Source organism: Janthinobacterium sp. GW823-FHT03B06 (genome assembly GCF_058796955.1).
In genome coordinates, this window is record NZ_JBXAJE010000004.1 from 234,923 (window position 1) to 248,655 (window position 13,733).

General features: G+C 63.6%; 19 protein-coding genes. 7 read left to right on the forward strand and 12 right to left on the reverse strand.

All coding sequences use genetic code 11. The annotated features are described in order from the left end of the window. The first annotated feature begins 20 nt into the window (after positions 1–20). The gene (locus AC1RBA_RS15710) at positions 21–1,220 is read left to right on the forward strand and encodes an MFS transporter (protein ID WP_492418995.1); all 1,200 of its coding nucleotides are present in this window, start codon (positions 21–23) and stop codon (positions 1,218–1,220) included. On the opposite strand, the gene AC1RBA_RS15715 is transcribed toward AC1RBA_RS15710, so the two are convergent. From AC1RBA_RS15715 to AC1RBA_RS15730, 4 genes are all read right to left on the reverse strand, one after another. Further along, entirely contained in the window at positions 1,217–1,912 is a 696-nt protein-coding gene (locus AC1RBA_RS15715) for a Crp/Fnr family transcriptional regulator (protein ID WP_034759676.1), read from the reverse strand. The genes AC1RBA_RS15710 and AC1RBA_RS15715 overlap by 4 nt on opposite strands. A 166-nt stretch (positions 1,913–2,078) precedes the next feature. Beyond that, a complete protein-coding gene (locus tag AC1RBA_RS15720) occupies positions 2,079–2,756 on the reverse strand; it encodes a response regulator (protein WP_492418997.1) in 678 nt (225 codons plus the stop codon). A 3-nt stretch (positions 2,757–2,759) separates the two neighbouring features. Further along, complete coding sequence (locus AC1RBA_RS15725; protein ID WP_070221801.1) at positions 2,760–3,992, reverse strand: GAF domain-containing sensor histidine kinase; 1,233 nt, start codon at positions 3,990–3,992, stop codon at positions 2,760–2,762. A gap of 64 nt (positions 3,993–4,056) precedes the next feature. Then, a complete protein-coding gene (locus AC1RBA_RS15730) occupies positions 4,057–4,638 on the reverse strand; it encodes a DJ-1/PfpI family protein (RefSeq protein ID WP_070221802.1) in 582 nt (193 codons plus the stop codon). A gap of 171 nt (positions 4,639–4,809) precedes the next feature. On the opposite strand from AC1RBA_RS15730, the gene AC1RBA_RS15735 reads away from it, so the two are divergent. Both AC1RBA_RS15735 and AC1RBA_RS15740 read left to right on the forward strand, forming a co-directional pair. Further along, positions 4,810–5,244 carry a hypothetical protein gene (locus AC1RBA_RS15735; protein ID WP_070221803.1) on the forward strand — a complete coding sequence of 145 codons (435 nt, stop codon included), beginning with the start codon at positions 4,810–4,812 and terminating at the stop codon, positions 5,242–5,244. Positions 5,245–5,310: 66 nt separating this feature from the next. Further along, positions 5,311–5,610 (forward strand): antibiotic biosynthesis monooxygenase family protein, encoded by a 300-nt coding sequence (locus AC1RBA_RS15740; protein WP_070221804.1) that lies wholly within the window; start codon positions 5,311–5,313, stop codon positions 5,608–5,610. Positions 5,611–5,791: 181 nt separating this feature from the next. Here the strand turns inward: AC1RBA_RS15740 and pncB are convergent, their stop codons facing one another. Both pncB and AC1RBA_RS15750 read right to left on the reverse strand, forming a co-directional pair. Then, positions 5,792–6,982, reverse strand: coding sequence for a nicotinate phosphoribosyltransferase (gene pncB, locus AC1RBA_RS15745; RefSeq protein ID WP_070221805.1), 1,191 nt, complete (start codon positions 6,980–6,982; stop codon positions 5,792–5,794). A 79-nt stretch (positions 6,983–7,061) separates the two neighbouring features. Next, positions 7,062–7,925 (reverse strand): cysteine hydrolase family protein, encoded by an 864-nt coding sequence (locus AC1RBA_RS15750; RefSeq protein WP_492418999.1) that lies wholly within the window; start codon positions 7,923–7,925, stop codon positions 7,062–7,064. Between the two features lie 72 nt (positions 7,926–7,997). Here AC1RBA_RS15750 and AC1RBA_RS15755 point away from each other — a divergent pair, with 72 nt between their 5' ends. Then, complete coding sequence (locus AC1RBA_RS15755; RefSeq protein WP_070221807.1) at positions 7,998–8,237, forward strand: TIGR02450 family Trp-rich protein; 240 nt, start codon at positions 7,998–8,000, stop codon at positions 8,235–8,237. Here the strand turns inward: AC1RBA_RS15755 and AC1RBA_RS15760 are convergent. Further along, positions 8,219–8,473 (reverse strand): hypothetical protein, encoded by a 255-nt coding sequence (locus tag AC1RBA_RS15760; protein ID WP_070221808.1) that lies wholly within the window; start codon positions 8,471–8,473, stop codon positions 8,219–8,221. The two genes, AC1RBA_RS15755 and AC1RBA_RS15760, sit on opposite strands and share 19 nt — an antisense overlap. A gap of 137 nt (positions 8,474–8,610) precedes the next feature. Here AC1RBA_RS15760 and AC1RBA_RS15765 point away from each other — a divergent pair, with 137 nt between their 5' ends. Beyond that, a complete protein-coding gene (locus AC1RBA_RS15765; RefSeq protein ID WP_492419001.1) occupies positions 8,611–8,910 on the forward strand; it encodes a hypothetical protein in 300 nt (99 codons plus the stop codon). A 17-nt stretch (positions 8,911–8,927) separates the two neighbouring features. Here the strand turns inward: AC1RBA_RS15765 and AC1RBA_RS15770 are convergent, their stop codons facing one another. Both AC1RBA_RS15770 and AC1RBA_RS15775 read right to left on the reverse strand, forming a co-directional pair. Then, positions 8,928–9,491, reverse strand: a complete 564-nt coding sequence (locus AC1RBA_RS15770; RefSeq protein WP_492419002.1) for a nuclear transport factor 2 family protein — start codon at positions 9,489–9,491, stop codon at positions 8,928–8,930. Positions 9,492–9,604: 113 nt separating this feature from the next. Further along, positions 9,605–10,210, reverse strand: coding sequence for an FMN-dependent NADH-azoreductase (locus AC1RBA_RS15775; RefSeq protein ID WP_070292116.1), 606 nt, complete (start codon positions 10,208–10,210; stop codon positions 9,605–9,607). Between the two features lie 134 nt (positions 10,211–10,344). On the opposite strand from AC1RBA_RS15775, the gene AC1RBA_RS15780 reads away from it, so the two are divergent. Next, positions 10,345–11,259 (forward strand): LysR family transcriptional regulator, encoded by a 915-nt coding sequence (locus tag AC1RBA_RS15780; protein ID WP_121668670.1) that lies wholly within the window; start codon positions 10,345–10,347, stop codon positions 11,257–11,259. A gap of 143 nt (positions 11,260–11,402) precedes the next feature. After that, positions 11,403–11,630, forward strand: coding sequence for a hypothetical protein (locus tag AC1RBA_RS15785; RefSeq protein WP_492419003.1), 228 nt, complete (start codon positions 11,403–11,405; stop codon positions 11,628–11,630). A 3-nt stretch (positions 11,631–11,633) separates the two neighbouring features. Here AC1RBA_RS15785 and AC1RBA_RS15790 read toward each other — a convergent pair whose 3' ends face one another. The 3 genes from AC1RBA_RS15790 to AC1RBA_RS15800 form a co-directional block, all read right to left on the reverse strand. Continuing rightward, positions 11,634–11,945 (reverse strand): chaperone modulator CbpM, encoded by a 312-nt coding sequence (locus AC1RBA_RS15790; protein ID WP_070292118.1) that lies wholly within the window; start codon positions 11,943–11,945, stop codon positions 11,634–11,636. Between the two features lie 3 nt (positions 11,946–11,948). Then, on the reverse strand, positions 11,949–12,869 hold the full coding sequence (locus AC1RBA_RS15795; RefSeq protein ID WP_070221815.1) for a DnaJ C-terminal domain-containing protein: 921 nt from the start codon (positions 12,867–12,869) through the stop codon (positions 11,949–11,951). Positions 12,870–12,965: 96 nt separating this feature from the next. Next, entirely contained in the window at positions 12,966–13,631 is a 666-nt protein-coding gene (locus AC1RBA_RS15800) for a beta/gamma crystallin-related protein (protein WP_492419006.1), read from the reverse strand. Positions 13,632–13,733: the final 102 nt, after the last annotated feature.

Here is a 13,733-nt window from a genome sequence, read left to right on the forward strand (position 1 = left end):
AACCACTTATAGGCAAGCCCATGCGCGATACGACCATCCCCATCACGGCAGCACTTCCTTCCACTCTCGTCTGGCTGTTTGCCACGGCGGCCGGCCTCAGCGTGGCCAATGTGTATTACGCCCAGCCCTTGCTCGCCACCCTGGCGCACGAGTTCGGCATGACAGAGGCGGCCAGCGGCATGGTCATCACGGCCACGCAACTCGGCTGCGCGCTGGCCCTGCTGCTGCTCGTGCCCTTGGGCGACATGCTGAACCGGCGCCGGCTGACCCTGTTCCAGCTGGGCTTGCTGGCCATTTCCCTGGCGGCGCTGGGCTGCGCCCGTTCCACGGCCGCCTTGCTGGGCGGCATGCTACTGGTGGGATTGCTGGGCACGGCCATGACGCAGGGCTTGATCGCCTACGCGGCCAGCGCGGCGGCCAGCCACGAACGAGGCAGGGTCGTCGGCATGGCGCAGGGCGGCGTGGTGATCGGCTTGCTGCTGGCGCGCACCCTGTCCGGCGTGGTGGCAGATGTCGCCGACTGGCGCGCCGTGTATTTTGTCTCGGCCGCCATCGCCTGCGCCCTGTTGCTGCTGCTATGGCGCAAGCTGCCGCCGGCGCAGCCATCCGATCAAAAGCTGGCCTACGGCGCCCTGCTCGCCTCCATGGCGGACATGCTGTTGCACAACAAGGTCCTGCGCGTGCGCGGCATGCTGGCCCTGCTGATGTTTGCCGTCTTCAATATTTTCTGGAGCGCCCTCGTGCTGCCCCTGACGGCGCAAGGCTATACGCATGCGGCCATCGGCGCGTTCGGCTTAGTGGGCGTGATCGGCGCGCTGGGCGCGGCGCGTGCGGGCGCCATGGCGGACCAGGGCCGCGCGCAGTGGACGACGGGGGCGGCCCTGCTGTTGCTGCTGGCCGCGTGGCTGCCGCTCAGCTTTGCGGGCGCGGCCCTGTGGCCCCTGGTCATCGGCATCATCGCGCTGGACCTGGCGGGCCAAGCCATCCACGTAACGAACCAGAGCCTGATCTTCAAGGACGACAGCGACGCGCACAGCCGCCTGGTGGCGTGCTACATGCTGTTTTATGCGGTGGGAAGCGGTGTGGGGGCGATTGCCGCCACCAGCGTGTATGCGCTGGCGGGCTGGCATGGGGTATGCGCGCTGGGCGCGGCGGTCAGCTTGCTCGCCCTGCTGTTCTGGCGGCTGACCTTGCCTGCTGAAAAAGCTGAGAGCGCCTAATTCAGCATGGCCGTGGCGGAACCATGGCGATACGTCTTCAATGCATCGGGCTGGATCTGGATCAGCGAACCGCTGACTTTAATCAAATGCAAGTCCGTCAACTGGTGCAGCACGCGCGACAGGGTGGCGGGCGCCAGGTTCAGGAACGATGCCAGCAGACTTTTCTTCAGGTCCAGCTTGACTTCGTTCGAACGCTGCTGGTCCGATGCCTGCAACAGATACTCGACCACGCGCTGGGTGGCGTTCTGCACGGAGCAGCGTTCCACGTTGCGGATGAAACCCATCAGGTGGTGCGACAGGCTGTTCATCATCTGGCGCGCGATGCGGGGCGACTGGTCCAGCAAGCGCAGCAGCGCGTGCGGCGGAATGCGCAGCAGCAGGCAGTGCTCGAGCGCTTCGGCGCAGAATGGATACGGTTCATCGAGGAAAATCATGGCTTCGCCGAAACTCTGGCCCGGGCGGATCAGTTCCAGAACCTTGTCGGTCCCTTCCATGGAAAACACGCTCAGCTTGACGAGGCCGAAAACCACCACATAGGCGCCTTCCGCCACTTCGCCCTTGCGGAACAGCACTTTGCCTTTTTCCACTTCGACGCGCACGACATCCTGGCGCAATTGCTCTAATTGCGAAGGGGAAATATGGCGGAACAGAGCCTGGCTCGATAGCAAGCCATCGACGTTGACCTTATGCATGACACTCTCTTATTAGATTAGCGAATGACTAAGAGTGTAATGCGCAGGCACGGTCAAGGCCATACGTCAAAGGAACTAGGGTTGTCTAGGCCGGAACGCCATGCAGATCAAACAATCGCGCATTCCTTGTGGCTTTTTGGCACGGTATTTGCGCTTTGCTTGATCTTTATTTACCGAGTTCGCGCTCGACCGCATACACGGCGATCTGCACGCGGCTGCTGAGCTTAAGCTTTTTGAGGATGTTTTGCACGTGGATTTTCACCGTGCTTTCGGCCACGTCCAGCTGGCGCGCGATTTCCTTGTTGCTCAGCCCTTGCGCCAGGCACGCCATGGCTTCGCGTTCGCGCGGCGTCAATTTGTCGTAGTCGGCCTGGGGCGCGTTCTGCCCCGCGCGGAACTGTGACACGAGCTTGGCCGTCATGGCGTCGGCAATCACGGATTCGCCGGCGGCGGCGCGGCAGATGGCCTGCCCCAGCTGCTCGGCTTCTATATTTTTCAGCAAGTAGCCGCGTGCGCCTGCGCGCAGGGCCGCGCCCAGGTCGGCCGCGTTTTCCGACACGGTCAGCATCAGCACGACCATCTGCGGCATGTCCTGCAAGATCAGCTGCAGCGCTTCGACGCCGGTCACGCCGGGCATGTTCAAGTCCATCAGCACCACGTCGGGCCGCAGTTCGGCCGTCAGGCGCACGCCGTCGAGCCCGTTCGATGCCTCGCCCACCACCTGGAATTGAGGATTGCGCTGCAGCAGCAGCTTGACGCCGCTGCGCAGCAAGGTGTGGTCGTCGACCAGCAGGATTTTGATTGGAGCGTTCACTATGTTTGTTGCCTGATAAGGATGATTCATCTGTTACGCGGCCTGGCGCCGCGCCGCCGGCAAGGCCAGCGAGATCGTCGTGCCGCCGCCGGGCGTGCTGTCGATGGCAAATTGCGCACCGAGCCGCTCGGCCCGCTCCTGCATGATACGCAAGCCGATCTGCAATTCCGTTTTCTTGTCGCGCAGGTTGGCGGCAAAGCCTTCGCCATCGTCGCGCACCTGCAGCGCAAAATCGCGCCCGTTTTCCACGCGCAGCGCCACATTGCTCGCCTGCGCATGCTTGCGGATATTCGACAGCGCTTCCTGCACGATGAACAGGATCTGCAACTGCTGCTCTGGCGCCAGCGGCGCGCCGTTGCCGCTCATCTCCAGGGTGCCGGCGACACCCGTCTGCAGCTCGAACTTGGCCAGCACTTCGCTGAGTTTGCTTTCCAGGTCGCTGCCATGCCAGCGCGTGCGGAAATTGACGAGCAATTCACGCACGTCCTGGTAGCTTTGTTCGACGCCCATGCGCATCAGCGGCAGCACTTCGGCCGCCTCGTCGAGCTGGCCCCGGCGCACGGAATCGTCGAGCATCTGCACTTGCAGGCTGATGAAGTTCAGGCTTTGCGCGATGCTGTCGTGCAAGCCCTCGGCCAGCAGGCTGCGTTCGCGCGCCACGGCAAATTCCTTTTCGCGCGCGATCAGGCGCTGGTTTTCGATGGCGATGCCCAGGCTCTGGCCCAGCGTCTCCAGCCAGCCCTGCTGCTGCGCCTGCACGGCTTGCGGCTGAGCAAAGTGCAGCGAAAAGCTGCCCACCACCTGGTCGCGCGCGAGGATGGGAAAGACGGCGATGGCGATAAAGCCTTCGTCCTGGCAACGGTAGCGCTGCAGCGCTTCGACCTGGCGGAAATCGCGGATCTGGATCACGCCCTGCGCCACGGCCGCGCCGCACAGGCAATCGTTGTTGCGGATACAGTGTTCCTCTTCCACCATCGCGTCGGAAATGCCTTCGTGCACGATGATGTGCACGGTATCGTGCTGCGGATCGAGGATGCGCACGGTACCGCCTTCGGCTTGCGCGAACTGCATTACGTGGCGCAGGAAGCCGCGGCACAGCGCATCGATGGCGTGCTGTCCCGCCAGCAAGGTGGAAATGTCATGCAGGGTGGCCAGCTGGCGCTCCTGCGCGGCGCTCAGGCCCGATGCGGCTTGCGCCAGACGGCGCTGGCGCCAGCGCGACGCTGGAAGTTGTTTGCGGGAAGGTTGACTGCGCGGCGCATGCATGAAGAACTCGAATCTGAAAAGTGGTGCGCCCGGCGAACGCTGCGGCCTGCCGGGCAGGTAAAGGTTACAAACGGATCTCGGTACCGAGCAGCTTGACGAACTGCGCCAGCCACGCCGGATGCGCGGGCCAGGCGGGCGCCGTGACGAACTGGCCATCGGTGACGGCGTCCGTGACGGCGATGTCGGCATACGTGCCGCCCGCCAGTTTCACTTCCGGCGCGCAGGCGGGATAGGCGGAAATGCGCTTGCCGCGGATGACGTCGGCGGCGGCCAGCAATTGCGCGCCGTGGCAGACGGCCGCGACAGGCTTGCCCGCCTCGGCGAAATGGCGCACGGCGGCGATGACTTTGTCGTTCAGGCGCAGGTATTCGGGCGCGCGGCCGCCGGCGATCATCACGGCGTCATAATCGGCCGGGTCGATCTCGTCGAAGCTGGCGTTCAAGGTGAACAGGTGGCCCGGTTTTTCCGTGTAGGTCTGGTCGCCCTCAAAATCGTGGATGGCCGTCTTGATCGTCTCGCCGCTCTTCTTGCCGGGACAGACGGCGTGCACGGCATGGCCGAGCATCAGCAGGGCCTGGAACGGCACCATCGTTTCATAATCTTCTGCAAAATCGCCGGTCAAAAACAGAATTTTCTTCGCTGCCATTTAGTTCTCCTATGAAAGATTGATTCCGCAAGACGTATCTTAGCGCGACTTGGTAGCCATACTGGATATTTATCAAACTTTTGCGCCTTGATCGAGGATTTTACAGGCTGAGGCAGAATTTTTTACAGGCTCGCCGGTCAAATCAGGTACACCTCCTTGAAAGGCCGGGCCATGGACAGCAGCACAAACAGCGGCGGCAGCACGCTGATACGTATCTTCGACCATTTCCCCGATGCGGAGCGCGCCCGCATCCGCTTGCTGGCCGAAGGCTTTCCTCCTCACGCCGTGCAACTGGACGCGGGCGACGACGAGGCCGGCCCAGTGCAGGGCAATTTTACGGTCGGTAACCGCGACACCATGACCAGCCGGCTGGAACGCGCGATCAACGCCCTGTTCGGCGGCGACAACCATATGTACCGGCGTAACTACGGCAAGACGGCGTTTCGCGGCATGGTGCGCCTCATTGTCGCCGTCCGCGATCCGCAGGAGCAGGAACGGGCGCACGCCATCGTGCAGGCATGCAATGGCTGCGACATCGAACAGCGCACGGCCAGCCACGCGGGCAGCCGGCGCGCCGATGCAGGCACACCGGCGCTGGCGGGCTGACGCCCTCCCCTGCACGGCGAAATTATGGCAAGATCACCGTTCCTTCATTCCACAGCGGAAATTGCCATGATTTTTGAAATTGCCCACATCCAGATCAAATCGGCCACGCATGAAGCCTTCGAAGCGGCTGTAGCGAAAGCCGTCCCCCTGTTCCAGCGCGCGCGCGGCTGCGAATCGATGCGCCTGGAGCGCTCGATCGAAAACGGCGACGCCTACCGCCTGGTGGTCGGCTGGACGACCCTGGAAGACCATACCGTGCATTTCCGCGGCAGCGACGACTTCCAGGCCTGGCGCGGCCTGGTGGGCGAATTCTTTGCCGCCCCGCCCCAGGTCGAGCACATGAACACGGTGGTGACGGGGTTTTAAGCCGGGGGTTGCACACGGCACGCCGTCTGCCCGCCCAGCTTGTCGGCGAGTTTGTCGGCGGACTTGGCCGCGAAGTTGTCCGCGCAGTTGTCCGCGAAGTTGTTCGATTACGCGCGGCTTTGCCGCGCCTCGGCGGCCCCGCTAATCCGACCTACGCCACGCATAGGCGCCTGGGCGCAGCTTAGACGGCAGGATGATGGAACACCTGCCGCAGATACGCGAGGAAGGTTTCATCCTTGCACAGGGTCTTGCCCGGGGAATCCGACAATTTCGCCACGGACTGGCCATTGCAGCGCACCAGTTTCATGACGATGTTGAGCGGCGTCAAACCGACGTCGTTGGTGAGATTGGTGCCGATGCCAAAGCCCGTCATGATGCGGTCGGCGAAGTGCTGGTACAGGGCAAACGCCTTGTCCAGGTCCAGGCCGTCGGAAAACACGAGGCGCTTGGTGTTGGCGTCGATGCGCAGGGCCGCATAGTGGGCCAGCGCCTTCTCGCCCCACTCGACGGGGTCGCCCGAATCGTGGCGCAAGCCGTCGAACAGCTTGGCGAAATACAGGTCGAAGTCGGCCAAAAAGGCATCCATGCCGACCACGTCCGTCAGGGCGATGCCCAGGTCGCCCCGGTATTCCTGCACCCAGTCTTCCAGTGCCGCCTTTTGGAAGTCGCGCAGGCGCACGCCGAACGACTGGAACGACTGCATGTATTCATGCGCCATGGTGCCGATCGGCACGATGCCGAGCTTTTTCGCCAGATACACATTCGACGTGCCCTTGAAATACTCGGGCACTTCGCGCGCCAGCCGTTGCACCACCTCGTCATGCCAGGCGCCGGAGAAACGCCGGCGCACGCCGAAATCGGAAAATTCAAACGGATGCTTGCGCCTCGGCAGCTTGCCGAATTCCTTGACGGCCGCCACTTTCAAGCCCAGGCGGTGGCGCCCTTCGCGCATGGCCGCATCGAGGTCGAAGCGGCGGAAATACAGTTCGTTGATGATGTACAGTACGAAAATCTCGAAACCCATCACGTGCACCTGCGGCCCGGCCGCATGCACGATCAGGGTGTCGCCGTCCGTGCTGACGTCGATGAATTTTCTCTGGAAGCGGAACACCGTCAAAAAATCGACGAAATCGCTCTTCATGAAACGCAAGGTGCGCAAATAGGCCAGCTCGTCGTCGGCAAACGACATCGAACACAGGTGGTCGAGCTGTTCTTCCAGCTCGCCCTTCAGTTCGGCCAGGGGAAAGGCAGTGGCGTTGCGGCAGACAAATTCGTATTCGGTATGGGTATTCGGATGACCGTGCAGCAAGGCTTGCCACATTGTAAATTTATACAGATCGGTTTCCAGCAAACTGCGCACTATCGGGGTCATGTGTGTTTTCTCCAACTTCCTGAAGCCAGAATAGTACGCCACCGCAAGCATTTCAGCAGGGTTCGCTTGCAGGAAAGCATCAATCGCCTGCGTTGGCCAGCAATTCAGGCACGACCTCGGTGGATGTGGCCAGCCGCGCGCCGCGCTCATGCATGGCGGCAAGGAAGTCGCGCTGCTGCGCGGCAAAGCCCGTGACGGGGCTCATGCAGTCCGTCAGCAAGACCAGGCGCGACAGGGCCGCCTTGCCTTGCTGCGCTTCCAGGTAATCGGCGATGTGCTCGGTGCTGGCTTTGACGCAATGGCTGCCCGCTTCGCCGCCGATGTAGAGTTGCTGCGCCGGCAGCAAGGTGTCGAGGAATGCACGGTTGAGCTGGGTGGCTGCATCCTGCGCATCGGGCACTTCCGCCATGACGGCCGAGTAATGCTCGGTCCACGGATTGGAACCCTTGCTCAGCTTGGCCACCACTTGCAAGTTGGCCACTTCCCAGGCGTTGTAGGCGGCGCGCACGGCCGCGTGGATATTCTGGCCCCAGCTGCCGATCTCGCAGTGCACGGGCCACACCATCAGCTGGTAGCGTCCCGCCTGCTGCAAGGCATCGAGGTAAGCCAGCGCGCGCGGCAAGGCGCCGCTGGCGGCGGGCAGGAACAGGCGGTCGCGCACTTGCCGGGCGCTGATCTGCGTAAACGGCGGCACGGCGGCTCCATCGCCCGTGCGCCAGAAGGCGGGGTGGGCGATGTCGTAGCGGTGGTGGGCGTCAAGCGTTACGCTGATCTGCGTCAAGCCGCCGCCCCCTTCGCGGATCAGCTGCGCTACGCGCAGCATGTCGGCGTGGGCGCCGGGCACGGCCAGTGCAGGCGCCGCATCGGGCGGCAGCCAGGTGGCAGGCAAGTCGCAAAAATCGTTTTGCGGGTCAATGACGAGCAGGTGCAGCTGGCGTTTCATGGCGGTCCTCGTGCGTGGCAGGAAGTTGCATGATAATGGCAACATCGCCATCACGCCAATCCGGAGACCGCCATGCACCTTGTCAATCGCAATAACTTGCGTCCGAACAAGTTACTCAACAGCAAATGGACCGCCGTCACGCCCGTCAACAAGGAAAAACATTTTCTCGTCATCAAGCTGTGCGCCCCGGCCACGCCGGATGAACCGGCCACGCACGTGGAACTGGAAGCCGTGCATTCGGGCCGCGTGCACATCCTGCCCTGGCGCGCGCTGCAGGATACCGCGCAGTGGCATCAGGGGTGGAAGACATAGCGGCGCTGGCGCCGCTCGACCAGTTTGACGGCCGCCTCGCCCGCTTCCGCCATGGCATCGGCTTCCGTTGTAAACTGATGGTCGGCCGACACCCTGCGCTTTTTCACCAGGTTCACCCGGTGCATGGGGTTGGGCGAAGGGGCATAGATGGCGACATACGCGCCCCACAGCTTGCAGCCCCGCAAGCGCTCTGCCGTGTAATTCACCTCGTAAAAATCAACATACTTTATCGGCACGATGTGCGCTCCAAAAATGACATGGCCGGACAGCTTGTCTCTACGGACTGACGCGGTGAGGGTAAAACCATGCGCTCGCGATTGCTCAGGATACTCAATTCAGCTCTCTTTTTATCACGCGGCACAGGAGAAAAAGGATGAATGACTACATCATCTTCATGCATGACGACACGGAAACACCGATGGACGTCGCCATGTCCGCCTGGGACGACTACTTCGCCATGCTCAGGGCCAGTGGCCGCTTCTGCGGTGGCAGCTCCATCGGGCCCGGCATCTGCGTGCACCGCTCAGGCCAGGCCAGAGCGGTCACGCCACACTTGTCAGGCTATCTACGTGTGCAAGCTGAAAGTATAGACGATGCAAAAAAATTGTTGATCGGAAACCCCGTACTGAACGCAGGGGGCACGGTGGAAATCCGCGCGCTGCCGCGCGACTGACGCGGCATGGCGGGCGGCTATTTTCCTGCCTCGGCGGCGGGATGCATGGACCAGACGACGCTGAGGATTTTCCAGTCGCCGTCGCGCTTGACCATCTGCCACGCTTCCGCGCCATAGTTCGACAATTTGCCGCCGACGAGGAATTCGTAGTCGAAGTTGACCCACGCCACATGGCGGTCCTGGGTGATCTTGACGTTGTAGAATTTTTCTTCCGTGCGCTGCGGTTCGCGCTTGATGAAGTTGGCGAAAGCGGCGTAGCCACCCGCCCCGACGCCGTCGAAGTGGACGTCCGTCGTGTCGCGCATGTTCTTGATGAAAGCATCGTCGGCCGGCGAGGCGAACAGGATATTCGTGTGCAGCATCAGCGACGACAGCAGCCTGACATCCTTGGCGATCAGGGCCGCCTGGAAGTCGGCGACGACTTGCTCGATGGCGCGGAGATCCTCGTGCGTGGAGGCGTGGCGGCCCACGTGGGGCGGCGCAGGCGGCGCAGGCGGTGCGGCGGGCGTGGTCTGCGCCAGCGCCATGCCTGCCGAAAACAGGGAACAGCCGAACAGTATTGCGCTTGCCAACTTGTGCATGAGGGACTTTCATGGCGAACGGCTCGCCGGCCTGGCACGGGGCGTGCCGCCGGCAAGCTTATGTCAACCATGGCAGATTGGCAATCCCTCTTTGGAACTACGGCGGAGTAGACTCAGGCAGCCAGCGCTGCGATCGAGGCGCGGCCCTTGGCGAGCGCGCTGGCGACGGCATCCTCGCCCATGGCCACGCCTTCCGCTTGCACGAACTCGATGTCGGTGATGCCGATGAAGCCCAGCGCCGTGCGCAGATAGGTGCTCAGGTAGTCATACGCGGCGCCCGGGCCTTCGCTGTAGACGCCGCCGCTGGCCGTAAAAATATATGCTTTCTTGCCCGTGGCCAGGCCGACGGGGCCCGTTGCCGTGTACTGGAAAGTGCGGCCCGCGCGCGCCACATGGTCGATCCACGCCTTCAGGGTCGATGGCACGGAAAAGTTGTACATGGGCGCGGCCAGCACCAGCACGTCGGCGGCCAGCAATTCGTCGACGAGGGTATCGGACAACTGCACCGCCGCTGCCGCCTGGGCGCTGCGCTGGTCGGCCGGCGTGAAGAAGGCGCCCATCACCTCTTCCGTCAGGTGCGGCACCGGTTGCGCGGACAGGTCGCGCTCGACCACGCTGGCGCCTTGCGCGGCCAGTTTCGCGACGAATTCGCCCGACAATTGACGCGATAGGGAACCGCTGTTGCGCACGCTGCTATTGATGTACAAGACCTTGCTCATGAAGTGCTCCTGGGAAAACGGGTGACGGGATGGGCCGCATCGCAGCCCTTGCATACAGCATAGTTCAGGTCTACCATCGAGAAAACCATGTAAATATAAATGATTAGCATCGAATTTTTAGATAGGGAATCATCATGAGAGAACCGGGCCAGCCTTCGCTCGACCAGTTGCGCGTGTTCGTCGCCGTCATCGACGCGGGCGGTTTCGCCCACGCGGCGCGCCAGCTGCACCGCACGCAGTCGGTGATCAGCTACACCATCGCCAACCTGGAAGAACAACTGAATGTGGTGCTGCTCGACCGCGGCAAGCGCAAGCCCACGCTGACGGATGCGGGCAAGGCCCTGCTGGCCGACGCGCGCGCCGTGGCCCTGAAGGTCGACGGCATGCGCGCGCGCGCCAAGGCGCTGGCCGGCGGGCTGGAGGCGGAAGTGTCGGTGGTGGTCGACGTGATGTTCCCCACCTGCGTGCTGGTGCGCGTGCTCGAGGCGTTCCAGGCACAGTTCCCTACCGTCGCCCTGCGCCTGCGCATCGAAGCCATGGGCGCCGTGGCGCAGCTGGTGATGGATGGCAGCTGCCACATCGGCCTCGGCGGCTGGATGACGGCCACGGCCAGCGTCTTCGAGCGCCTGGCCGTCGGCCACGTGCGTCTGATTCCCGTGGCTGCGCCCAGCCACGCGCTGGCGCAGCTGGCCGGCCCGATTCCTTCCGGCGTAGCGCGCGAACACGTGCAGCTGGTGCTCAGCGACCGCAGCGTGCTGACGGAGGGCCAGGATTTCGGCGTGCTGGGATTGCGCAACTGGCGCCTGGGCGACCTGGGGTCAAAACACGCGCTGCTGCGCGCCGGCCTGGGCTGGGGCAACATGCCCGAAGCGATGGTGCGCGAGGATTTGACGGAAGGACGGCTGGTGCACCTGCCGCTGGCCGTCGACAATGGCGAGAATTATCCGATTTACCTGATCCAGCGCGCCGACACGCCGCCGGGCCAGGCGGGCAAGTGGCTGACGGAGCGGTTTGCGGAGCAGTTGCCGCTGCTGGTGCAGGGCTTCTAGAAGAACGCGCGGACGGGTATCATGCGGGGGCAAGCCCTAAACAACTACTGGGGTCAGACCCTCAACACCGCCAACGCAAAGCTCAGTGCCAACGTGTCCGGGGATCTGACCCCGATTTCAGACACAACCTTGAAGAGATTCACATGGCCGGTATCGACGACTTCGTCAACAAGCAAAAACCAGGCGCGCGCTTCGTCATCACGGCGCAGATGCTGCGCATGACGCCGCAGCAGTTCGACTCGCTGGCGCAGGAGTGGATGGAAGACTGCGGTCCCGGCTTCGACGTGGCCGGCATCCCGCACCGGGTCGTCGTCGATGGGCAGTTTTATATTGCGCGGCTCACCGTGGCACGCCACGGCGAGCCCGAATAAAAGCTACTCGACGCCCAGCACGTGCAGGCGGCGGCGCAGGCGCGCCACTTCTTCCGATAGATCGACCACCAGCGCGGCCAGGTCCGCGTTCGCGTCGAACACGGATTCGATTTCGTGCAGGCGGCGCGCGCGCACCAGATCCAGGCTGGTGAAGCGCCAGGCCGTCAGCTGGCCAGCCGGCGGGCCGTCCTGCAGCAGCACGCCGGTCTGCACATGCTGCACCACCCAATCCGGTTCCACCGCGCAGGCGCGCGCCAGTTCTTCCAGGCTCAGGGCACGATCTTCGAGCAATTCGCCAATTACCTTGTTTGTCATGATTTATCCTCCCAGCTTCTGGCGCGGATTGAAAGCCATCTCGCGCGCCATGGTTGCATACAGTTCGCGCGCCTTGTCATCGTTCGCCGGCGGCAGCACCACTTCCAGCAGCAGATACAGGTCGCCCGGCTGGGCGGCGGGAATGCCGCGCCCCTTCAGACGCAGCTTGCGCCCCGTCTGCGAATTGGGCGGCACGGTGACGGTCACGGTGCCCGATGGCGTGGGCACGTCGATCTCGCCGCCCAGCGCCGCTTCCCACGGCGTAACGGGCACCGTCTCGAACACGTCGCGCCCTTCCACCTTGTAGCGCGCGTCGGGCCGGAAGCGGATTTCCAGGTACAAGTCGCCGGCGGGCGCGCCGCCGCTGCCGGGATTGCCCTGCCCCTTCATGCGCAGCTGCTGTCCTTCCGTGACGCCTTTCGGTATCGTCACTTCCAGGGTGCGCTCGCGCGTCACCACGTGGCCCTGCGCATCCGCTTCGGGCACGCGCATGACGATGTGGCGCCTGGCGCCCTGGTAGCTGTCCTGCAAATCGATGGTGATGGCGGCGTGGCTGTCTTCGCCCTGCATCTGGAAACTGCCGCCGGCGCGGCGGCGCCCGCCCACGTGGGCGAACAGGTCGGCAAAGAAGTCGCTGTCGTCGGTGCCCGATGATTCGTAGCCCGAACCCCAGTCCGGCGGCGGCCGGAAGGGCTGGCCCTGCGCGCCCTGGTTACGGCCCAGTTCATCGTAGGCGGCGCGCTTTTCCGCGTCGCCCAGCACGCCGTAGGCCTCGTTGAGCGCCTTGGTGCGCTTGTCGGCGTCCGGTTCCTTGCTCACGTCGGGATGGTATTTGCGTACCAGCTTGCGGTACGCCTTCTTGATCTCGGCCTCGGACGCCGTCTTTTCGACGCCCAGTTCCTTGTAGTAGTCCTTGTATTCCACCGTGCCTGCTCCCCATGGTTGAACTGCCTGATGGAAGAGTACACGAATTAGTCGCTGGGCAGCGTGTGCACGATACAACGCCGCCCGGCAGCGGGATCAGCGCACGCGGCGCACCGAGGAAATGCGGCGGTCGAGGCCACCGTGCAGGCGGCCATAGCTGCCCGGTCCCATCACCACGCAGCGGCCGCGGAAGTTGGCATCGACGCAGAATTCCCAGCGGCCGTAGTTGACGACGACCGATTCGGCGCGGTCATTGAAGCCATAGCGGCTCAAGTCGCGCACTTCGCGGTCCAGGCGTACGGGCCGGCCGCGCATGCCCGCGTCGGGGAACAGCAGCACGGCGCCATTCATGTCGGGACGGTGGCCGCCGCCGTGGCCGGGATAGCCGGGGTGAGGACGCTCGGGACGCGGCGGGTAAGGCCGGTGGTCGCCGCCGCCATGGCCAGGACGGCCCACTTCGCGCACGGAGGAAACGGCGTCGTTCATGCCCGGCATGCTGCCGTAGCGGCCAGGTCCGAAGGTACGGCAATTGCCACGGTAATTGGCGTCCTTGCACACTTCCCAGGTGCCCGAGCGCACGATGATGCTCGAGGTCTTGTCGTTAAAGCCCATGCGCGACAGGTCGCCCGTGTCGGAACGCAGGGTCACGGGGCGGCCGCGGAAACCGGCATCTTCGAACAGGGTGATTTCGCCGGCGGATGCGGCAAGGGGGGCGAGGAAGGTAGCGGCGCACAACAGCGCGGGCCGGAAAGATAGAACCATGACAACTCCAATACTGATGACATTTTCGCCAGTGTAGACCAGGCGGCAGGCGGCGAGTGTAACAAAGGGCAAGCAAATGTCAGCGCACGGCAGCGAATGTAA